This is a genomic window from Arthrobacter sp. FW306-05-C (assembly GCF_021801725.1).
Taxonomy (GTDB): Bacteria; Actinomycetota; Actinomycetes; order Actinomycetales; family Micrococcaceae; genus Arthrobacter.
In genome coordinates this window covers 3,035,666-3,056,380 of the sequence record NZ_CP084556.1, presented here as the reverse complement: position 1 = coordinate 3,056,380, position 20,715 = coordinate 3,035,666, and the positions used below count along the sequence as shown (strand labels likewise).

Sequence of the window (20,715 nt, the reverse complement as noted above, 5' to 3'; positions counted from 1 at the left end):
ACAACCTCCCGTGTAGCGCGGGTCACAACTGGCAGGATGGAATGTATGACTTATATTGCAGCGGACAACCGCTACGAATCCATGCCCTATCGTCGGGTGGGCCGCAGCGGCCTCAAGCTCCCGGCCATTTCCCTGGGCCTGTGGCACAACTTCGGGGACGACAAGCGCTTCGAGGACCAGCGCGACATCCTCCGGCGCGCCTTCGACCTCGGGGTAAACCACTTCGACCTCGCCAACAACTACGGTCCGCCGGACGGGTCGGCCGAGACCAACTTCGGCCGCCACCTCAAGGATGACTTCAAGCCGTACCGCGACGAACTGGTCATCTCCACCAAGGCCGGCTACTACATGTGGCCCGGCCCCTACGGTGAATGGGGTTCCCGCAAATATCTGATCTCCAGCCTGGACCAGTCGCTGCAGCGCATGGGCCTTGACTACGTGGACATCTTCTATAGCCACCGCCCCGACCCCGAGACGCCCATGGAGGAAACCATGGGTGCCCTGGACTACGCCGTCCGCTCGGGCAAGGCGCTCTACGCCGGCATCTCCTCCTACACCCCGGAGCAGACCCTCGAGGCGGCCCGCATCCTCAAGGAACTCGGCACGCCGCTGCTGATCCACCAGCCCAGCTACTCCATGCTCAACCGCTGGACCGAAGACGGATCACCCAACCTTTACGAGGTGCTGGACCAGGTGGGCGCCGGCTCCATCGCCTTCTCGCCCCTGGCGCAGGGGATGCTCACGGACCGCTACCTCCACGGCATTCCTGCCGACTCGCGCGCAGCAAAGGCCCGTTTCCTCTCCGAAGAGTCCATTACGGAGGAGAAACTGGACCGGGTCCGCGGGCTGCGGAAGATCGCCGAAGGCCGCGGACAGACACTGGCCCAGATGGCCATCGCCTGGATCCTGCGTGACCAGCCGAAGGGTTCGCCCGTGACATCTGCGTTGATCGGTGCCTCAAGTGTCCGGCAGCTGGAGGACAGCCTGTCCGCCATCAACAACCTCAGCTTCTCTGACGAGGAACTGACCGCCATCGACGAATTCGCGGTGGAGTCGGACATCAACCTCTGGAAGCAGAACGCCTGACCCAGGTTTTTCTTTTACGGAGCGGGGCCGGGCGTGACAACGCCCGGCCCCGCTCCTTGGGTAGTATGAAAAGGCGCCGCGTGGCGCCAAGCCAGCCGGCCGCCGTCGTCCATTACTCGGAGGCAAACCAGGCAGGCTGACGTTTGTCCCCAAAGGAGTTCTGTGTCTTCACATCCCATTCGTGTTGCAATCGTTGGCGTGGGTAACTGCGCTGCCTCGCTGGTGCAGGGCGTTCAGTACTACAAGGACGCCGATCCGGCGGATACCGTTCCGGGCCTGATGCATGTTGAGTTTGGCCAGTACCACGTGGGCGATGTTGAGTTTGTCGCCGCGTTTGACGTGGACGGCAAGAAGGTCGGCGTTGACCTTGCCGATGCCATTACTGCCAGTGAGAACAACACCATCAAGATCGCCGACGTTCCCCCCACCGGCGTGACGGTCCAACGCGGCCACACCCTGGACGGGCTGGGGAAGTACTACCTGGAGACCATCGAGCAGTCCACCGAAGAGCCCGTGGACGTGGTCCAGGCCCTGAAGGACGCCCAGGTGGACGTGATGGTCTGCTACCTGCCCGTCGGCTCACAGCAGGCTGCCGAGTTCTACGCCCAGGCAGCGATCGACGCCGGGGTGGCGTTCGTGAACGCCCTGCCCGTCTTCATTGCCGGGACCAAGGAGTGGGCTGACAAGTTCACCGCCGCCGGCGTGCCCATCGTGGGCGATGACATCAAGAGCCAGATCGGTGCCACCATCACGCACCGCGTGATGGCGAAGCTGTTCGAGGACCGTGGTGTGACCCTGGACCGGACGTACCAGCTGAACGTTGGCGGGAACATGGACTTCAAGAACATGCTGGAGCGTGACCGGCTGGAGTCCAAGAAGATTTCCAAGACCCAGGCCGTGACCTCCAACGTTGAGGCCGAGCTGGCCGCCAAGGACGTGCACATCGGCCCGTCCGATTACGTGCAGTGGCTCGATGACCGGAAGTGGGCCTTTGTCCGCCTGGAGGGCCGGAACTTCGGTGACGCCCCCGTGTCGCTGGAGTACAAGCTGGAGGTGTGGGATTCGCCGAACTCTGCCGGTGTGATCATCGACGCGATCCGTGCGGCGAAGATCGGCCTGGACCGTGGCATCGGCGGGCCGCTGCTGTCGGCGTCGAGCTACTTCATGAAGTCCCCGCCGGAGCAGTTCAACGACGACCTCGCCCGCGAAAAGGTCGAAGCCTTCATCCGCGGCGACGTGGAGCGCTAACCCTTTCGTACCCCTTTCAGTCGCTCCCTCACCGGTTCACCCGGTGGGGGAGCGTCCTCCGTTAACACGCCCGCTCACTTCTGACACGCCTTCTACTAACCCCCGCTCACCTCTGATTTGTCTTTCAGGAACGCCCGCTCACTTTTGGCTGGGTTTTCTCCAACCCCCGCTCATGTTGGGTATGTCTTGGCGGGACGCCCTCACGCTAGCTGGACTTGTTCCGGATACTAAACGTGCGGTCTTCTCGCAGGCGCAAAAGGGCCGGAATGAGGTTCAGAGGCGCGAAAGGCAAGAGCTGCTGAATTACTTGCTGGCGAACCCCGAGCTGATTGAGGGATCGACGGTTGAACTTCTCAAGGCCCTTTTTATTTTCCTGATGGCAGCCGCAAAATCATCTTCCTGATCGGCCTTGTCGACAATGACGACAGTCCACCCAGCCGCTCCGAAGGCCTTGTCCCTGCGCCGATCACTCAGGCGCTGCGGCTCCAATAGGTGATGGCCGCCGTCGTACTGGATTGCAACTCTCCGTCGTCGAAAGCCGAGGTCAGCAGACGGCGATCGCGCGTCCCCTGGGCGAAGCCCAACCTGCAACTCGGGTTCGGGAAGGCCTGCGTCCAGCATGGACAATCGAAGAAACGTTTCTGGCGCGGAATCAGATCCAACCCGGATCAGGTCCAGCGCTTGCCTGGCACGAACAACGCCCTGAAGATTTGGGTGTCGGGCGACCAAACACCGCAGATCCTCAACGGTTGAGTAGGCGCCCTTCCTGCCCTCAAGTTCTGGGCGGGGTGTCCGGACGAGTTGGTCTCCCATGGCCACCAAGTCGTTCAAAGGCAGCTGCCGTGCCATGTCCAACCAGGTTCGCGCCCTGGTGCTCAGCCAAATTCCCTCGACGAACTCGACCTCACCGGGCTTCACAATGACCCGGTGGCCATGGATTCCCTTTCTCCGCGCTCCGGGAAGGGCAGTGGACTTGCTGAGATGCAGCGCGTTGGAGTCTGAGAGCCATGCGGGCAGAAGAGAACCTCGGATTCTGGCCGCGGTCACGTGCGAAATCCATGCTCCGGGCGTCGCTTCGGAAAGGGCGCGGGCAGCATCCTCCAGGCAGAAGTCCCAGTTGGCAGGACGATAGAGTCCCCGGCTGATGTGCTGAATATCCCTGCCTCGCAAGCGGTTGCGATGCAGTCCGGCATTCCTGGAATTCTCAAGCGTGAAAGGGCTGCTGGCCAATTGCTCGGGTAGGGGCGGGCGGGATCGCATACTGCATTCTCATACAAACAGCTGGAGTCAGTTTGACGTTATCCACAGGTGCCCAGCACAGGGTAGAACGTGAGCGGGCGTTCCTGAAAGAGCTGCGAAAGGTGGGCGGGCGTTCCTGGAAAAGAACCAGAAGGTGAGCGGGGGTTTCTGGAAGAGCTGCCAAACGTGAGCGGGGGTTTTTGAAAGGCGGGCCAGAGGTGAGCGGGGGTGCTAGGTGAGGCCGACGGGGTTGCCTTCTGCGTCCACGTCCATCCGCAGGGCGGCCGGGGCCGCGGGGAGGCCCGGCATGGTCATCACGGCCCCGGTCAGGGCCACAATGAAACCCGCGCCAGTCTTCGGCAGCAGGTCGCGGACGTGGATGGTGAATCCTTTGGGCGCGCCGAGGCGGGAGGCGTCGTCCGTGAACGAGTACTGCGTCTTGGCCATGCAGACCGGCAGGGAGCCCCAGCCGTTCCGCTCGATATCGGCCAACCGCTTCAGCGCCGGAACGGAGAAGTCCACCCCGTCGGCGCCGTAGATTTCCTGGGCGATGGTGCGGATCTTGTCCTCCACGGACAGCTCGAGCGGGTACAGATGCCGGAAGCTGCTGGGCGCCTCCACTGCCTGTGCCACCAATGCCGCGAGTTCGTCGCCGCCGACGCCCCCGCCGCCGCGGCCCCACACATCCGCAACGGCTGCCCGTACGCCCTCCGCGGCACACCACGCCAGCAGCCAGTCCAGTTCCTCGGTCGAATCGGACGAGAACTGATTGATGGCCACCACCGGCGTGACCCCGAATTTCTCCACGTTGCGCATGTGCCGGCGCAGGTTGGCCACGCCGGCTTCCAGCGCAGCAATATCCGGCCGGGTCAGCTGGTCCTTGGCCACTCCGCCCTGCATCTTCAGGGCCCGCACGGTAGCCACCACCACGACGGCGGACGGGGCCAGGCCGCCGTACCGCGCCTTGATGTCCATGAACTTCTCCGCCCCCAGGTCCGCCCCGAAGCCGGCCTCGGTGACCACGATGTCCGCCAACCGCCGGGCGGTCTGCGTGGCGATCAGCGAGTTGCAGCCATGCGCAATGTTCGCGAAGGGGCCGCCATGCACCAGCGCGGGCGTGCCGGCGATGGTCTGCACCAGGTTGGGCTTGACCGCCTCCTTGAGGAGCAGCGTCAAGGCGCCCTCCACGCCAAGGTCGGCCACCGTCACGGGTTTCCGGTCATAGGTGTAACCGAACGTGATGCGCCCCAGCCGGGTGCGCAGGTCAGCCAGATCGGTGGCCAGGCAGAAAACCGCCATGACCTCCGAGGCCACGGTGATGTCGAACCCGTCCTGCCGCGGCACGCCCTGGGTCGGCCCGCCCAGACCAATCACCACCTCGCGCAGGGACCGGTCGTTCATGTCGAGCACGCGCTTGAACGTCATCCGGCGCGGATCGATGTTGAGCGCGTTGCCTTGGTAGATGTGGTTGTCCACCAAGGCCATCAGCGCATTATTGGCTGACGTGATCGCGTGGAAGTCCCCGGTGAAATGCAGGTTGATCTCGTCCATGGGCAGCACCTGTGAATATCCCCCTCCGGTGGCGCCGCCCTTCATGCCCAGCACCGGTCCCAGCGAGGGCTCCCGCAGTGCGATCATCACCTTGTGCCCGGCCCGGGCCAGGGAGTCCGCCAGGCCCACTGTGGTGGTGGATTTGCCCTCGCCCGCCGGGGTGGGTGACATGGCCGAGACCAGCACCACCTTGCCGTGCGGAGCGGGGGCAGCGAGGCGGCCCGGATCGATCTTCGCCTTATACCGCCCGTACATCTCCAGGGCGTCGGCGTTAACCCCTGCGGCAGCTGCAATGTCCCCGATCGGCCGGATCCGGGCAGCACGTGCTATTTCAAGATCAGAAGGAAACGCTGACATCCTTGTCCTTTCCTGCACCGGCCCGCGCCGGAGACCTGCCCCTAAGCTAACAGCAGCGGGGCGAAGGACGAAGGAACGTCAGGAAGCAGGCACCACCGGGGCCAGGCGGCGTCCCACAAAGCTGTCGACGGCGGCATGGTAGCTCTCCAGCGTGATGGCGGCAGTGCGCTGCCAGCCGGAGCTCTGTGCCCGGATGGCGGCGGCCCGGCCCAGGTCCTCGCGGGTGGCGGGGTCGTCGTACAGGGCTTCCAAGGCGTCGGCCCAGTCGGAAGCGTGGTGGCCGTCCACCAGGAGGCCCGTGCGGCCGTGGAAAATGGCGCGGGACAGTCCGCCCACCCGGGTGGCCACCACCGGCGTTCCGCAGGCCTGCGCCTCGAGGGCCACAAGCCCGAAGGATTCGCTGAAGGAAGGCATCACCACAACGTCGGCGGCACGGAACCAGGACGCAAGCTCAGGTGCCTTGACGGGTGGAAGCTGCGTGACGACGTCGTCCATTCCTGCCTCCTTGATCAGGCAGCGGAGGTTGAATTCCTTGTTGCCGCTCAAGGCGCCCAGGATGGTGACCCGCAGGTCGATGTCCGGGCGGCGTTTCCGGAGCAGCGCGGCAGCCTTGACCAGGACCTGCGGACCCTTCAGCCGCTGGATCCGGCCGGCGAAGACGAGGTGGAAGGTGTCGGGGCTAACGCCGTGCTGCGCCCTGGACCGTGCCCGGAACGCCGGGGTGAACGTGGCAAGGTCGACGCCGGGCGGTGCGATATCGATGCGGTCGTAGGTGGCGCCGTAGTGGGAGACGAGCTCGGCGGCTTCGGAGCTGGTGTTGGCGATGAGCCTGGACGCACCCTCCACGATGCGGTGCTCGCCCAACTCGCGACGCCGCGGCTCCGGCTGCTCGCCGGACTCCAGCAGCAGGTTCTTGACCTTGGCCATGGTGTGCATGGTGTGGACCAGCGGCACCCCCCACAGCTGGGACAGCTCCAGCCCCGCGATCCCGGACACCCAGTAGTGCGAATGGATCACGTCATAGCGTCCGTGCGGCTGGCGCCGGCGGATCTGCTCGATTTCCGCCACCATGGCGTGCAGCAGCCCGGGAAGTTCCTCCTTGGGGATCTTCCTGGGCGGTCCGGCCAGCACGTTGTGCACGCACACACCGGGATCGGGATGCTCGACGGCGGGCTGGTCCACGGACGTGGCGCGCGTGAAGATCTCCACCTCAACGCCCGCCTCGGCCAGCGCCGACGCCAGCTCGCGGATGTAGACGTTCATTCCGCCTGCATCGCCCGAACCGGGCTGTTCCATGGGGGAGGTGTGGAGGGAGAGCAAAGCGACCCTGCGGATCAGTGCCACGGGACCTCCTTCCGGCCGCCGGCGCGCGTCAACGGAGCCGGTTCAGTGCGCATTCGGTAAAACACTACTCCTTCCCGTAACGCCCACCGCCCTCCCACATCTTCCCCAGATCCGGAAAAGCCTGATCGTAGCCGGCCAGGAGCCTGGCGGCCAGGTCTGCCGAATCCACCAGCGGGTGCCGGGCGAAGGCCTCGAGGGCTGCGGCACGGTCCCCGGTGGTGGCCGCCTGCACCGTGAACCGCTCCACCTCCTTGACCCGCTGGAGCAACTCGAGCTGCGCGCCGGCGGGCATCTGCTGCGGCAGCGGGAAGGCGCCGTCAGCCGTAACAGTGCAGGGGACTTCGACGACGGCGTCGGCGGGAAGGCCGGGGATGGCGGGTTGGGAAGGGCTTGGGCGAGCAGTGGACGGTTCGTGTGCCCGGCTATCCGTGTTGCCCATGGCAGGTAGTGCGTTGGGGACATTGAGGATCAGCTGGGCCTCCCCGCCACCGGCCAGGGCGCGCATGGCCCCCAGCGCCACCCGTTCATACCCGCCGCCGGCCAGGTCCTCCTCATTCCGGCGCTCGCCGTCATGCCGGGCTTCGGCCAGGTACCCCTCCTCACGTGACCGCCGGGCTTCCTCCCACAGCCGATAGGACTCCGGCCCGGCAGCGGCCAGCCGCGGATACAGCTCCTGCTGCTGGGTGTGGATGCTTTCTCCGCGGGTTTGTGCCAAGGCCTGGATCGCCTGCCGGGCGGCGTCGCGCTGGTAGTAGTAATACAGGTACTCGTTGGGCAGCAGGCCCAGGGCGGCCAGGAACGGCTGCGGGAAGAGCCGGCCCTCCTCGAACGAGTGCAGGGCGCCGGCGTCCGCCAACAGGCCAGGCAGCACGTCCGTCCCGCCGGACTCCAGCCGGTACAGCCAGCCCAGGTGGTTCAGCCCGTAGTAGCCCACGCCGTCGAGCCGTCCCGCCGCCAAGGGAACGCCGGCGGCGGCCGCTGCCCGTTGCACCAGCCCGCCCGCCGAGTCGCAGATGCCAAGGACACGGTGGCCCAGGACTGGGAGGAGCGCCTCGGTGACCATTCCGGCAGGGTTGGTGAAGTTGATCAGCGAAGCGTCCGGGCAGTGTTCCCGCATCAGCCGGGCGAGGCCAAGCATGTGCGGGATGGTCCGGAGGGCGTAGGAGATCCCGCCGGCGCCGGTAGTTTCCTGCCCCAGCAGCCCAAGGCCCTGGGCCACCTTCTCGTCGGCGATGCGCCCGGCCGTGCCGCCTGGCCGGATGGCCGCGAACACCACGCCGGCACCGTCCAAGGCTGCGGCAGGATCGGTGGTGGCATGCACGGGAAGCCGGGCACCCCCGCTCCCCGGCATACTTTGCAGCACCGAGGTGACGGCGTTCAGGCGGGCGGAATCGACGTCGTACAGCACCAGTTCGGTGACCAGCCCGGAAAAGGGGCCGGACACCAAAGCCCGGTAGATCAGCGGCACCCGGAAACCCCCGCCGCCGGCAATCATCAGCCGCATGGATGAAGTCTAGGACCGGTCTCCGACATCTTGTCCAGGCCATTCGGAAGCCCCTACCGGAGCAGTGCGGTGCGGCGTATCCTGCGCACTATGGACGCGATGCCAGCCCGCCCCTTCGATCCGCTGGCTGCCGTCCGCCCACATGCGGAGCCTGGATTCGACCTGCTGCTCGCCGGGACGGTTTTCCAGGACATCATCTTCACGGGCCTGCCGCACGGTCCCGAACCAGGCACCGAAGTCTGGAGCGACGGCATGGGGAGCTGCCCCGGCGGGGTGGCGAACCAGGCCATTGCCGCCGCCAGGCTGGGGCTGCGCACCGGCTTGGCGGCTGCTTTCGGAGATGACGGATACGGGGACTTCAACTGGAAGATCCTCTCCGGCCAGGAGCACGTGGACCTCAGCCTGTCCCGCCGCGTCCCGGGCTGGCACTCTCCGGTCACCGTGTCCCTCTGCGTGGACCAGGACCGTTCCCTGGTGACCCACGGGCACTCCGCCCCGGTGACAAACTCCGAACTGATCGGAGACCCGCCCAAGGCGCTCGCCGGCATTGCGGAGGTGGGCCTGGAGATGGAACCGTGGGCCCGGGCTGCCCATTCGGCCGGGGTGAAGCTGTTCGGGGACGTGGGGTGGGATCCCAGCGGGGAGTGGGCTCCGGTGCGGCTGGACAACCTGCAGTACTTTTACGCCTTCCTGCCCAACCAGCGCGAGGCCATGGCCTTCACCGGCAAGGACAACCCGTGGAGCGCCCTCTATGCACTGGCTGACCGCGTTCCCGTGGCGGTGGTGACCCTCGGAGCGCAGGGTGCCATGGCCGTGGACTCGGAAACCGGGGAGGAGGAGTGGGTTCCGTCGCTTCCGGTCAAGGCACACGACCCCACCGGGGCGGGTGACTGCTTTGACGCGGCATTTATCGTCGGCACTCTTGCCGGCTGGCCGCTGGGGGACAGGCTGCGGTTTGCCAACCTGTGCGCGTCCCTGGCGGTACAGGAGGTGGGCGGATCCCTGGCGGCCCCGGGCTGGGGCGACATCGCGGACTGGTGGAAACGCGCCAACGCCCGCCCGGAACGGCAGACCAGCCAATGGCTGCGGCGTTTTGGCTTCCTGACGGACATCATCGACGACGTGCCGCTCGCTGCCCAGCGCCGCGCGTCGGCCACCATCGCGCACCTGTCGGATGCCTGAGCAGCGCTGGGCGCCCTGATTATTCGGCGTGAAGTGCCCGCACTAGAATCAATTAGGTGACCTACCCCGCAACAACCGGTGAATTCAGCGCTGCCTCAGGGCCGGACCCCCGCCATGAGCGGTCCGCCGTGATCGACCTGGACGCCATCCGGCACAACGTCCGCCGGCTTGCCGCCGCTGCTTCCCCCGCGAAAGTCATGGCCGTCGTCAAGGCCGATGCCTACGGCCACGGTGCCGTCCCCGTGGCCCGGGCGGCACTGCAGGCGGGCGCCTCCTGGCTGGGTGTGGCCCACATTTCCGAGGCCCTCGCGCTGCGCGCCGCCGGGATTGACGCGCCGCTGCTCGCCTGGCTGCACACCACGGACAGCAACTTCGGTGCCGCCGTGGCCGCCGGCGTCGACATCGGCTGCTCCGGCTGGGAGCTGGAACGCATCGTTGCCGCGGCGCGGGAGCAGGAACGCCCCGCGCGCATCCACCTCAAGGTGGACACCGGGCTTGGCCGCAACGGCGCCACCCCGGAGACCTGGGACCGGCTGGTAGGTGAGGCCGTGGAGTACCAGGACCAGGGGCTGCTGCGCGTGGTGGGCATCTTCTCCCACCTGGCCGTCGCTGACGAACCGGAGCGGCCCGAAACGGACCAGCAGGTGGCGGCCTTCCGCGAGGCGCTTGCCATCGCCGAGGATGCGGGCGTGGACCTTGAGGTTCGGCACTTGGCCAACACCCCCGCCACATTGTCCCGGCCGGACACCCACTTCGACCTGGTGCGGGTTGGCCTGGGCGTCTACGGGCTTTCGCCGTTCGACGGGACCACATCCGCTGAGCTTGGCCTCCGCCCCGCCATGACGCTGCGTACCCTCATATCGCAGTGCAAGCAGGTGCCCGCCGGACAGGGTGTCTCCTACGGGCTGCACTACCGCACCAGGGAAGCCAGCACGCTGGCACTCATACCACTGGGTTATGCCGACGGCGTGCCCCGCGTCGCCACGGGTGGTCCCGTCCGCGTCGCCGGCAAGACCTACCCGGTGGTGGGGCGGATCGCCATGGACCAAATGGTCATTGACCTGGGGCCGGAAGCATCGGGGGCCGGTCTGCAGGGCACGGAAGCGGAGCTGTTCGGCAGCGGCGCCGACGGAGGGCCCACCGTTGATGACTGGGCCCGCGCCGCTGGAACCATCAACTACGAGGTGGTGACCCGGATCAGCCCCCGCGTACCCCGTCGCTTCATCAACGAGGACGATCCCGCTGACAACAGCCAGGGCCTGGCGGGCGTGCCCGGCAAGGAGGGAGCCGCGTGAGCAGCCCCGAAGAGTTGCCTGCCAACTGGGAAAAGACGTTTACGGCGACGACGGCGGAACAGACCCACGCGTTCGGGGCCCGTCTGGCGGAGGTACTGCAGGCCGGGGACCTGCTGGTGCTGTCCGGCGAGCTGGGTGCCGGAAAAACCACCTTCACGCAGGGTCTCGGCGAGGGCTTGGGCGTCCGCCCGGGCATCATCTCGCCCACCTTCGTTCTGGTCCGGATCCATCCCAACCTGCCAGATGGTCCGCGTCCCGGTGGCCCGGATCTGGTGCACGTGGATGCCTACCGGCTGGGCTCTGCCGCGGAGGTCGACGATATCGACCTTGAAAACACGATGGACACATCCGTCACAGTGGTGGAGTGGGGGCACGAACGGGTGGAACACCTGAGCGACAGCCGGCTGGAGATCGACCTGCACCGCGCCATCGGGCTCGGGGCCATCGGGTTGGGAAGCACCGGGACCACGGGCCCTGCAGCGGAGGGAGCGTCCGCGGAATACGCCAGCCTGGACTTTGACGGCGAGGACACCGACGAACCCCGCACCATTGTGATGCGCGGCTACGGGCCCCGGTGGCCAAGCGTTCCCGAACTCGCAAGCCCGGAAGGGAGCAGCCCGTGCTGATTCTGGCCATCGATACCTCGGCCGTGGCCAGCGCCGCGCTGGTGTCGGACGACGCCCCGGAAAGCGTGGTGGCAAGCTTCGCCACGGAGGACACCCGCAGCCACGCGGAGGTGCTCGCCCCGGGCATTCACGCCATGCTGTCCGAGGCGGGGGTCACAGGGCAGGACGTCGACGCCATTGTGGTGGGCGTTGGGCCCGGCCCTTTCACCGGGCTGCGCTCGGGCATTGCCACCGCGCGCACACTGGCCTTCGTCTGGGGCAAGCCACTGCACGGGGTGATGAGCCTGGACGCCGTGGCCCTTGAGGTTGCCGAATCCACGGCGGCGCCTTCCGAGTTCCTGGTGGTCACGGACGCCCGCCGCAAGGAGGTGTACTGGGCCCGCTACAGCCTCAATGATGCCCAGTTGCCCCGGCTGGAGGACGGGCCGCATGTCGGGTTCGCGGCGGACCTTCCGGACCTGCCCGCCTTCGGCGCAGGTGCAGGGCTCTACGCTGATGCCCTTCAGGCCCACCCGGACTTCGACGGCGAGCAGCCGGACGCCCTGTACCTTGGCCAGTTCGCCCTCGCGCGGCTCGCTTCCGGACACACCCTGCTGGACTCCACCCCCCTCTACCTGCGCGAATCCGACGCGCAGGTTCCCGGACCACGGAAGCGGGCACTGTGAACACACTCCCGGACCCCCGCATGGCCGGAATCACCATCCGTGACATGACCCTGGACGACGTGCCCGCCGTCGGTCTCCTCGAACAGAAGCTCTTCCCCATTGACGCGTGGCCTGTGCAGATGTTCCTGGACGAGCTTTCCCAGCCGGAGACCCGCCGCTACCTGGTGGCGGAAACAAACGACGGCATTGTGGGCTATGCGGGCCTGATGTGCATCGAGCCCATTGCGGACGTCCAGACCATCGCCGTCGTCCCCGATTACGAGGGCCGCGGCATCGGCAGCACGCTGCTCACGCACCTGATCGACGAAGCCCGGCAGCGGGGCGCCGCCGACGTCCTGCTCGAAGTCCGTGCCGACAACCCCCGGGCGCAACAGCTGTATGTGCGGTTTGGCTTTGAACAGATCCACACCCGGCCCCGCTATTACCGTGACGGCGTGGACGCCCTCATCATGCGCCTCCAGCTGACCGCACCGCATCCTGAAGGCCACGAAGCAACGGAAGCAGGCCAGGCATGAACCGTGAACAGCCCCTGGTACTGGGTATTGAATCGTCCTGCGACGAGACCGGCGTCGGCATCGTCCGCGGCACCGAACTCCTGACCAACACGGTGTCCTCCTCCATGGATGAGCACGTCCGCTTCGGTGGAGTCATCCCCGAGATCGCTTCCCGGGCGCACCTGGACGCTTTCGTCCCCACCCTCGAACAGGCCCTGGCAGACGCCGGGGTGACCCTGGAGGAGGTGGACGCCATTGCCGTCACCTCCGGGCCCGGGCTTGCCGGCGCGCTGATGGTGGGCGTGTGCGCCGCCAAGGCGCTCGCCGTCGCCACCGGAAAGCCCCTGTTCGCCATCAACCATCTGGTGGCGCACGTGGGCGTGGGTCTCCTGGACGACCGTGCAAGCGGCCGGAAGCAGGAACTGCCCGAAAACCTCGGCGCCCTGCTCGTCTCCGGCGGCCACACCGAAATCCTGCGGATCAACAGCATCACCAGCGACGTGGAACTGCTGGGCTCCACCATCGATGATGCCGCCGGCGAAGCCTACGACAAAGTGGCCCGCATCCTGGGGCTCGGCTATCCGGGCGGACCTGCGATCGACAAGATGGCCCGCAATGGCAACCCGAAGGCGATCCGCTTCCCCCGCGGCCTTACCCAGCCCAAGTACATGGGCACGGCGGATGAACCCGGGCCGCACCGGTACGACTGGTCCTTCAGCGGGCTCAAGACGGCGGTGGCCCGGTGCGTGGAGCAGTTCGAGGCCCGCGGGGAAGAGATTCCCGTGGCAGACATCGCGGCGGCGTTCCAGGAAGCCGTGGTGGACGTGATCTCGTCCAAGGCGGTCATGGCCTGCCGTGAGCACGGCATCAAGGATGTGTTGCTGGGCGGCGGCGTGGCGGCCAACTCACGCCTGCGGGAACTGACCGGGCAGCGCTGCGCCTCGGCCGGGATCCGGCTGCACGTTCCGCCCCTGGATCTTTGCACGGACAACGGTGCCATGGTGGCCGCGCTCGGGGCCCAGCTGGTGATGGCGGGCGTCGAGCCCAGCGGTATCGGGTTCGCTCCTGATTCCTCGATGCCGGTCACCTCGGTGTCGCTCCCGGCCTGACCCCAGCCAAACGACCAGTTGCTCTATCAGATAGGGCTCCCAAACCGGGGGTTTGGGAGCCCTATCTGATAGAGCAACTCAGGCGGTAAGAGTGGCGATGACAAGCAGTGCGAGGTCGTGCAGGCCGTGGGCGGTGCCGGTGGCGAACGTTGAGCAGTGCCTGATCTTCATCCGGGCAGCGCTCCACAGCACGCCGAAGAGCATGGTCACCAGGACCTGGAGCACGTCCTGCCCGCCGGGATAGTGCCACAGCCCAAAGAGCGCCGAGGACAGCAGCACGGCGGCCGCGCCGGAGCGCAGGTTTCGGCGCACTGCGCCCAGGACATAGCCGCGCCAGATGAGCTCCTCGCCAAACCCCACCAGCAGAAAGCTGCGCACGGCCCCGTACAGGAAGGGCAGCAATCCGGTCTGGCCTTCGCCGAACATGTGAAAGCCCAGCGCGGCCAGGGCCAGGGTCACGGCAAGCGTGACGGCCAGGAGCGCAATGGCAGTCAGCAGCTGCCAGCCGGCGTGCCGCGTGGAGAACCCGACGGCCGTGGCGAACCTGATCCCCTCGGTCCGGCCTGCCAGGGCAATGGCAGCGAAGAAAACCACGAACGGGGCAAGGCCCGCGGCGATTTGAACCGGAAGCTGGGCCTGCGCGGTGGCAGCAGCCAGTAGAGGCCAGAGTGCGGCCACCGCAAAGAGGACCAGCACTACTGCAATGAGGGGGAGGAGCGTGCCGCTCCGCTTGGCCACAGGAGGAGCAGGAGACATTCAACCTCCCCTTCCGCAGGAACTCACAAGCCTACGGAAAAGAATCCCGCCGCACTGAAGGGGCAGGGCAGGGTCCAAAGGCCCACCAAACCCCTCAAACCCCCATTTGCTCTATCAGATATGGCTCCCAAACCGGCGGTTTAGGAGCCATATCTGATAGAGCAAGTCAGGCGGTGGGGCCGTTGCGCATCTGCTTGACCAGGTCCAGCACAACGGCCTGCAGGTTTCCGCCGTTTTCCTCAGCCACGCGACGCTGGCGCTGGTAGCCGGCGCCGCGGCGGATGATCTTCTCCACGTCGGCGAGTTCGTCGGAGCACCGCAGCTTGGCGGCCACGGGTTCCAGCCGGTTCAGCGTCTCCAGCAGGTGGTCCGTCACCAGCTGCTCGTGGCCCGCGGCGTCAAGGATGATGATGGCGTCCATACCGTAGCGGGCGGCGCGCCACTTGTTTTCCTGCACGTGCCACGGCGGCATGGTGGGGATGGTGCCACCGTTGTCCAGGATGGTGGAGAACTCGTCCACCAGGCACTGGGTGAGGGCCGCGATGGCGCCCACTTCCTCCAGCGTGGCCAGGCCGTCGCAGATGCGCATCTCGATGGTTCCCAGTGCTGGAACCGGCCGGATGTCCCACCGGATCTCCGAGATGGTGTCGATGACGCCCGTGGTGAACATGTCCTGGACGTAGGACTCGTACTCTTCCCAGGACTTGAACTGGAAGGGCAGGCCGGCCGTGGGAAGCTGCTGGAACATCAGAGCGCGATGGGAGGCGTAGCCGGTGTCCTCACCGCCCCAGAACGGGCTGGACGCGGAGAGCGCCTGGAAATGCGGGAAGTAGTTGACCAGGCCATCCAGTACGGGGAGCACCTTGTCCCGGCGGTCCAGCCCCACGTGGACGTGGACGCCGTAAATGACCATCTGGCGGCCCCACCACTGGGTCCGGTCAATGAGTTTGGCGTAGCGCGCCTTGTCCGTCACCGGCTGCAGCTGCGGCGGGCTGAAGGGATGGCTGCCGGCGCAGAACAGCTCCACACCCATGGGGTCGGTGATCTCGCGGACGGCGGCGACGGACCGGCTGAGGTCCTCCTTGGCCTCGGCGGCTGTCTCGCAGATGCCCGTGACCAGTTCCACCGTGTTCAGCAGCAGTTCCTGCTTGATGTGCGGGTGTTCGTCGTCTTCGTTGAGTTCCGGGTGGCGGGAAGCCACGCCGCGGAGCACCTGGTTGGCCACGGACGCCAGCTCGCCCGTCTTTCCGTCCACCAGGGCAAGCTCCCACTCAACACCGAGGGTTGACTGCCTCGATGACGCGAAGTCGATCTTCACACGTTTCCTTACTCTCCGGTTTGCCGCTGGCTGATGCCGCTCACAGACTGCTGCCGGGAGGCGAACGGGTGGTTCAAGTCTAGTGCAGGGGTAGCATCGTATTGATGGCCCCGTTCCTGCTGCGTCACAGTCCCGCCAAATCCTTCCCCCTCCTCCTGGCCCTGTCCGCCCTGGCCTTGGCCTCCTGTTCTCCCTCCCCAAGTGCGGCCCCGCCGTCGTCCTCCGCGCCGCCCACCGTCCCGTCCCCCTCGGCATCGGCAAGTACGACGCCGGCACCTCCTTCGGCTTCTCCGTCACCAGACCCGGGTTCCCGGCCTTTGGGGTGGGGACCGGAGCAGCGGGACCAGGATGCGGCAGTGGCGGCTGTGGCGGCGATGTCGCCTGAACAGAAGGCCGGGCAGGTCCTGCTCCCGTTCTTCAAGGGCAACCAGGTGGAGGCCCACGCCGCGCTCATCCAGCGCCTGCATCTTGCGGGTTCCATCATCATGGGGGACAACGTGCCCCTTGACGGGCAAGGCAACGTCGATGTGGCCGCCATGGGAGCCGTGAACCAGCGGCTGCTGCAGGCTGTTGCGGCCGACGGCCGGCGCTGGCCCGGGATCATCGGCGTGGACCAGGAAGGCGGTGCGGTGGCACGCCTCGGGGCCCCCCTCACCGAGTGGCCCACGCCCATGAGCTACGGCGCCGCCGGAAACCCGGACCTGACGCGCAAAGCCGGCAAAGGCCTCGCGGGTGAGCTGGCGCCGCTGGGCTTCGACCTGGACTTCGCCCCGGACACTGACGTGACCATCGGGCCCAGCGACCCCACCATCGGGTCCCGGTCCATGTCCGCCGATCCGGTGGCAGCGGCAACCCATGGGGTGGCCTTTTCTCAGGGCATGCTGGACGCCGGGGTGCTTCCCAGCGTCAAGCACTTTCCGGGGCACGGATCCGTGACTGCAGACTCGCACCTGAGCCTCCCCGTCCAGCCGGCCGGCATCGATGCGCTCAGGGCCCGGGACTGGAAGCCGTTCCAGGCCGCCGTCGCCGCGGGCCTTCCGATCGTCATGACCGGGCACATCGCCGTGCCTGCGCTGGAACCCGGCGTGCCGTCGTCGCTTTCTGCCCCAAGTTACGCAGCATTGAGGGGGCTGGGCTTCAAGGGTGTGGCCGTCACTGACGCGCTGAACATGGGTGCGGTGGACAACCAGTACCCGGCCGGCGCTGCCGCGGTGAAGGCGCTCACCGCCGGTGCTGACCTGCTGCTGATGCCTGCTGACGTGGCACAGGCCCATGCCGCCATCGTCCAGGCGCTGGCCGCAGGCACCCTTCCCGGCGCCCGGCTGGATGAGGCAGCGCAGCGGGTGGCCACCATGATGATCTGGCATGCCCGGACCACGCCTGCTCCCGGAACGCCGGGTGCCGGTGCTCCGGCCGGAAGCGCTGCGCCCTTGTCTGCCCAGGTGTCCGCGTCCGCCGTCACGGTGGTGTCCGGCCCCTGTTCCGGACCATTGGTGCCCGGCTCGGTGCGCGTGGCCGGCGGCGGACCGGGGGACCGGGAGCGGTTCGAGGCCGCCGCTGCCCGGGCCGGCCTCGAAGTCGGGGCGGGACCCCTGGTCAACCTGATCGGCTTTGGCGGGAAACCGGCCGGCGGTGACATCGCCGTGGCCCTGGATGCCCCCTGGCCGCTGCAGGGCTCCAGCGCGCCGGTGAAGCTGGCACTCTATGGCCGTACCGACGCCGCTTTCGACGCACTGGCCGCCGTGCTGGCCGGAAAGGCGCCCGCCCCCGGGAAGCTGCCCGCCGCCGTCGGGCCCTTTCCTGCGGGAACCGGCTGCCCCTGACCGGAACACCACCCAGCCGGTGAACGCAGGTTTAATGGTCTGATGCCCATTCTGAATAAAGACATGACCTTCTGCATCTCGCTCTCGGCCCGGCCCAGCAACAACGGGACCCGGTTCCACAACCACCTGTACGGACAGTTGGACCTGAACTGGATCTACAAGGCGTTCGCGCCCACCAACCTGGAGCAGGCCATCGCGGGCGTCCGCGGGCTGGGCATCCGCGGCTGCGCCATCTCCATGCCGTACAAGGAAGACGTCATCGCGCTCGTGGACGAGATGGATCCCTCCGCCAAGGCCATCGACTCCGTGAACACCATCGTGAACACGGACGGGCACCTCAAGGCGTACAACACCGACTACACGGCAATTGAGCAGCTGCTGGCCACCAATGCGGTGCCCACCGACTATTCCGTGCTGGTCCAGGGCGCGGGTGGGATGGCGAAGGCCACGGTCGCTGCCTTACGGGACGCCGGCTTCGAGGACGTCACCGTCATCGCCCGGAACGAGGGCGCCGGGCGTGCGCTCGCTGACCAGTACGGCTTCCAGTGGCGTGCAGCGCTCGACGGCGGGACGGCCGACCTGATCATCAACGTCACCCCCATCGGCATGGCGGGAGGGGCGGAAGCGGACAGCCTGGCTTTTCCTGCCGAAGCCATCGAGGCCGCCCGCGTGGTGTTCGACGTGGTGGCGCTGCCGGCCGAAACGCCGCTGATCCGCGCCGCCAGGGCAGCCGGCAAGCCAGTCATTACCGGGGCGGAGGTGGCCACCATCCAGGCGCTGGAGCAGTTCGTCCTGTACACGGGGGTGCGGCCGACGGCAGAGCAGGTGCGGGCCGCCGAGGAGTTCATGCGCGCCCAGTAGCTGCGCGAGGGGCTCCCGGCCTGGCAGTCAGACGGGTTCCACCACGATGGCCACCCGGTCCTCGCCGATGCGGGTCAGGACCAGGGTGGCCGTTTTGCCGCCCTTTTTGGTGTTTTTCCCGCCTGGCAGCAGCTGCTTCCGCAGCTCTTCCGGGGTCACCGCGGTGCCGCGCTTCTTGATGTCCAGCACGGTGACGCCCTCCTGCTTCACCCACGCCTTCAGCGCCTTGACGTTGTAGGGCATGACCTGCATGACCTTGTAGGCCCTGGCAAACGGGGTGTCCAGGAGCTCCGGGGCGCAGATGTAGGCAATGTGCTCATCCACCAAATGCCCGCCGAGTTCCAGCGCCACGTCCGCCACCAAACCGGCGCGGATCACGGCACCGTCGGGCTCGTACAGATACCCCTCCACCGGTCCCACCGGCGCCGTCGGGCCTGCGCCGAAGTCCTCGCCGCTGGTCAGTTCGGCCGGCCCCTGGGAACCCAGGACCAGGGCAGCGCGGCGGACGCCGGGCCGGCGTACGGCGTTGAACCACAAGGTCACCTCGGTGACGTCCCCGCCCACCGACACCCACTGCGCCTCGCACCCGGCGGGCACGGATTCATGCGGCATGCCCGGGCCCATCTTCACTCCCACGGCCTTCCCTTCGGCGGCCAGCGACTCCACGAAGGATAGCGGCGGCGAGAACGCCTCGGGGTCCCAAATCCGTTTGGTGCCCGAGGTGGAGGTGACCCGGCGCGCCGGATCCAGCCAGACGCCGTCGATCCCTTCCAGCGGGACCGTCGCCGCGTCCGAGTGGACCACCGTGGCGTTGGGAAACGGGATGAGGTTCACCGTTGCGCATGCCGCGGTGGTTTCATCCATTTCCACCGCGGTGACGTTGATGTCCAGGGAGGCCAGGGCCAGTGAGTCGGCGCCGAGGCCGCAGCCCAGGTCCGCCACGTGGCCGATGCCGGCAGCCGCGAAACGCCGCGCATGGTGGGCGGCGACGTTCAGGCGCGTGGCCTGCTCCAGTCCGGCCTGGGTGAAGAGCATCTGGCGGGCAAACTCGCCGAACTTCGCCGCTGCCCGGGTGCGCAGCCGCGACTGCGTGAGCACGGCGGACACGAGCTCGGGGGAGTGCCCGGCCTTCCGGAGGGCCGAATTGAGCTCGAACGAATCCTCGTCCCGGTAGGGGCCCAGCGATGCCAGCAACTCCCAGCCTTCGGGGGTCAGCAGCGGTGCGATCTGGTCCTGTGCGATCTGGTCCTGGGGAGCGTGAGCCATGGGTTCCAGCCTAGTGGAGGAGCGCGTGGCCGGGATGCGGATACTGTTGAAACCATGGATGAGAGCGAAGCCCCAGGGGAGACCGCGGACCACGGGCCCAGGCACACCGGACCCGCCAGGTTTGCCCGTCCCGTCCTGATCGCCGCTGCCGTGGTGGCCGTGGTCTGCATCGCCCTGCTGGTGATCATCTTCCTGCTGGACACCTTCAACGCCACCGTCTATTCCGTGGGCGGCAACGACATCCAGGACAACACCCAGGAGGCCAAGGACATCCGCGGGCTGTACGACGGCGCACGGGCAGGAAGCATCGTCTTCCTCGTCATTGCGCTGCTCGCCGCAGCGGTGTCCGGGTGGGTCCTCTACCGCGGACGGAAGCAGGGCGGCGGCGATTCCGACGGCGGCGAGGACGTGGACTTTGACGACCTCGGCCGGTAGGTGGGCTGCGGCTTCCACCCCGCCGCCCGGCGTCGTCCGATCCCAGAAGGCGTACGCCCATGACGAAACGTTGGCACTCACCTTGACCGAGTGCTAACTCATACATAGAGTCTTCATTAGCACTCTCCCTAGGCGGGTGCTAACACATGAAGAGCTGCCAGCCAGGCTGCTGCCGGCACCGCGACGACGGTTTGCCAGCTACGGCGGAAAGCTTTCCAGTCCACGAATTTGCTGACGAAAAGGAGAGGTCCGAGTGTCGGTCTCTATTAAGCCTCTTGAGGATCGTATTGTTGTCCGCCCGCTCGAAGCCGAGCAGACCACGGCTTCCGGCCTGGTCATCCCGGACTCCGCACAGGAGAAGCCGCAGGAAGGCGAAGTTGTCGCAGTAGGCCCCGGCCGCTTCGAAGACGGCAACCGCGTCCCCGTTGACGTAGCAGTTGGCGACGTCGTCATCTACTCCAAGTACGGCGGAACCGAAGTCAAGACCGGCGGCACCGAGTACCTTGTGCTCTCCGCCCGCGACGTCCTGGCGATCGTCGTAAAGTAACTCTTCCGG

General features: G+C 67.0%; 19 protein-coding genes. 12 read left to right on the top strand and 7 right to left on the bottom strand.

The window, feature by feature from the left end:
* Window positions 1-45 precede the first annotated feature (45 nt).
* Both mgrA and LFT44_RS14095 read left to right on the top strand, forming a co-directional pair.
* Window positions 46-1,086: an L-glyceraldehyde 3-phosphate reductase gene (mgrA, locus tag LFT44_RS14100; RefSeq protein WP_236799063.1), complete on the top strand. Its 1,041-nt coding sequence runs from the start codon at window positions 46-48 to the stop codon at window positions 1,084-1,086.
* Between the two features lie 162 nt (window positions 1,087-1,248).
* Window positions 1,249-2,334: an inositol-3-phosphate synthase gene (locus LFT44_RS14095; protein WP_236799062.1), complete on the top strand. Its 1,086-nt coding sequence runs from the start codon at window positions 1,249-1,251 to the stop codon at window positions 2,332-2,334.
* A gap of 303 nt (window positions 2,335-2,637) precedes the next feature.
* On the opposite strand, the gene LFT44_RS14090 is transcribed toward LFT44_RS14095, so the two are convergent.
* From LFT44_RS14090 to LFT44_RS14075, 4 genes are all read right to left on the bottom strand, one after another.
* Entirely contained in the window at window positions 2,638-3,564 is a 927-nt protein-coding gene (locus LFT44_RS14090) for a hypothetical protein (RefSeq protein ID WP_336885624.1), read from the bottom strand.
* Window positions 3,565-3,804: 240 nt separating this feature from the next.
* Entirely contained in the window at window positions 3,805-5,481 is a 1,677-nt protein-coding gene (locus tag LFT44_RS14085; RefSeq protein WP_236799060.1) for a formate--tetrahydrofolate ligase, read from the bottom strand.
* 78 nt (window positions 5,482-5,559) lie between these two features.
* On the bottom strand, window positions 5,560-6,825 hold the full coding sequence (gene mshA / locus LFT44_RS14080; protein ID WP_236799059.1) for a D-inositol-3-phosphate glycosyltransferase: 1,266 nt from the start codon (window positions 6,823-6,825) through the stop codon (window positions 5,560-5,562).
* A 64-nt stretch (window positions 6,826-6,889) separates the two neighbouring features.
* Window positions 6,890-8,329 (bottom strand): family 4 glycosyl hydrolase, encoded by a 1,440-nt coding sequence (locus tag LFT44_RS14075; RefSeq protein ID WP_236799058.1) that lies wholly within the window; start codon window positions 8,327-8,329, stop codon window positions 6,890-6,892.
* Between the two features lie 90 nt (window positions 8,330-8,419).
* Here LFT44_RS14075 and LFT44_RS14070 point away from each other — a divergent pair, with 90 nt between their 5' ends.
* The 6 genes from LFT44_RS14070 to tsaD are packed head-to-tail and all read left to right on the top strand — an operon-like array spanning window position 8,420 to window position 13,700.
* A complete protein-coding gene (locus tag LFT44_RS14070; protein ID WP_236799057.1) occupies window positions 8,420-9,511 on the top strand; it encodes a carbohydrate kinase family protein in 1,092 nt (363 codons plus the stop codon).
* Between the two features lie 56 nt (window positions 9,512-9,567).
* Window positions 9,568-10,806 carry an alanine racemase gene (gene alr / locus LFT44_RS14065; RefSeq protein WP_236799056.1) on the top strand — a complete coding sequence of 413 codons (1,239 nt, stop codon included), beginning with the start codon at window positions 9,568-9,570 and terminating at the stop codon, window positions 10,804-10,806.
* Window positions 10,803-11,432, top strand: coding sequence for a tRNA (adenosine(37)-N6)-threonylcarbamoyltransferase complex ATPase subunit type 1 TsaE (tsaE, locus tag LFT44_RS14060; protein ID WP_236799055.1), 630 nt, complete (start codon window positions 10,803-10,805; stop codon window positions 11,430-11,432). Before alr ends, tsaE begins: the two co-directional genes overlap by 4 nt.
* Entirely contained in the window at window positions 11,426-12,097 is a 672-nt protein-coding gene (gene tsaB, locus LFT44_RS14055) for a tRNA (adenosine(37)-N6)-threonylcarbamoyltransferase complex dimerization subunit type 1 TsaB (protein WP_236799054.1), read from the top strand. The genes tsaE and tsaB overlap by 7 nt, the downstream gene beginning before the upstream one ends.
* Before the next feature lie 20 nt (window positions 12,098-12,117).
* Entirely contained in the window at window positions 12,118-12,612 is a 495-nt protein-coding gene (rimI, locus tag LFT44_RS14050) for a ribosomal protein S18-alanine N-acetyltransferase (protein ID WP_236802905.1), read from the top strand.
* Window positions 12,609-13,700: a tRNA (adenosine(37)-N6)-threonylcarbamoyltransferase complex transferase subunit TsaD gene (gene tsaD / locus LFT44_RS14045; RefSeq protein ID WP_236799053.1), complete on the top strand. Its 1,092-nt coding sequence runs from the start codon at window positions 12,609-12,611 to the stop codon at window positions 13,698-13,700. Before rimI ends, tsaD begins: the two co-directional genes overlap by 4 nt.
* 78 nt (window positions 13,701-13,778) lie before the next feature.
* Here the strand turns inward: tsaD and LFT44_RS14040 are convergent, their stop codons facing one another.
* Together LFT44_RS14040 and LFT44_RS14035 are read right to left on the bottom strand one after the other, a co-directional pair.
* Window positions 13,779-14,456 (bottom strand): CPBP family intramembrane glutamic endopeptidase, encoded by a 678-nt coding sequence (locus LFT44_RS14040; RefSeq protein WP_236799052.1) that lies wholly within the window; start codon window positions 14,454-14,456, stop codon window positions 13,779-13,781.
* A 166-nt stretch (window positions 14,457-14,622) separates the two neighbouring features.
* Window positions 14,623-15,774 (bottom strand): glutamate--cysteine ligase, encoded by a 1,152-nt coding sequence (locus LFT44_RS14035; protein ID WP_236799051.1) that lies wholly within the window; start codon window positions 15,772-15,774, stop codon window positions 14,623-14,625.
* A 374-nt stretch (window positions 15,775-16,148) separates the two neighbouring features.
* Between LFT44_RS14035 and LFT44_RS14030 the strand changes: the two genes are divergently transcribed.
* Both LFT44_RS14030 and LFT44_RS14025 read left to right on the top strand, forming a co-directional pair.
* Window positions 16,149-17,597 (top strand): glycoside hydrolase family 3 protein, encoded by a 1,449-nt coding sequence (locus LFT44_RS14030; protein ID WP_236802904.1) that lies wholly within the window; start codon window positions 16,149-16,151, stop codon window positions 17,595-17,597.
* A gap of 42 nt (window positions 17,598-17,639) precedes the next feature.
* Window positions 17,640-18,458: a shikimate 5-dehydrogenase gene (locus tag LFT44_RS14025; RefSeq protein ID WP_236799050.1), complete on the top strand. Its 819-nt coding sequence runs from the start codon at window positions 17,640-17,642 to the stop codon at window positions 18,456-18,458.
* Window positions 18,459-18,485: 27 nt separating this feature from the next.
* On the opposite strand, the gene LFT44_RS14020 is transcribed toward LFT44_RS14025, so the two are convergent.
* Window positions 18,486-19,724 (bottom strand): class I SAM-dependent methyltransferase, encoded by a 1,239-nt coding sequence (locus LFT44_RS14020; RefSeq protein WP_236799049.1) that lies wholly within the window; start codon window positions 19,722-19,724, stop codon window positions 18,486-18,488.
* 54 nt (window positions 19,725-19,778) lie between these two features.
* On the opposite strand from LFT44_RS14020, the gene LFT44_RS14015 reads away from it, so the two are divergent.
* On the top strand, window positions 19,779-20,159 hold the full coding sequence (locus tag LFT44_RS14015; RefSeq protein ID WP_236799048.1) for a hypothetical protein: 381 nt from the start codon (window positions 19,779-19,781) through the stop codon (window positions 20,157-20,159).
* Window positions 20,160-20,412: 253 nt separating this feature from the next.
* On the top strand, window positions 20,413-20,706 hold the full coding sequence (groES, locus tag LFT44_RS14010) for a co-chaperone GroES (RefSeq protein ID WP_003805290.1): 294 nt from the start codon (window positions 20,413-20,415) through the stop codon (window positions 20,704-20,706).
* Window positions 20,707-20,715 lie beyond the last annotated feature (9 nt).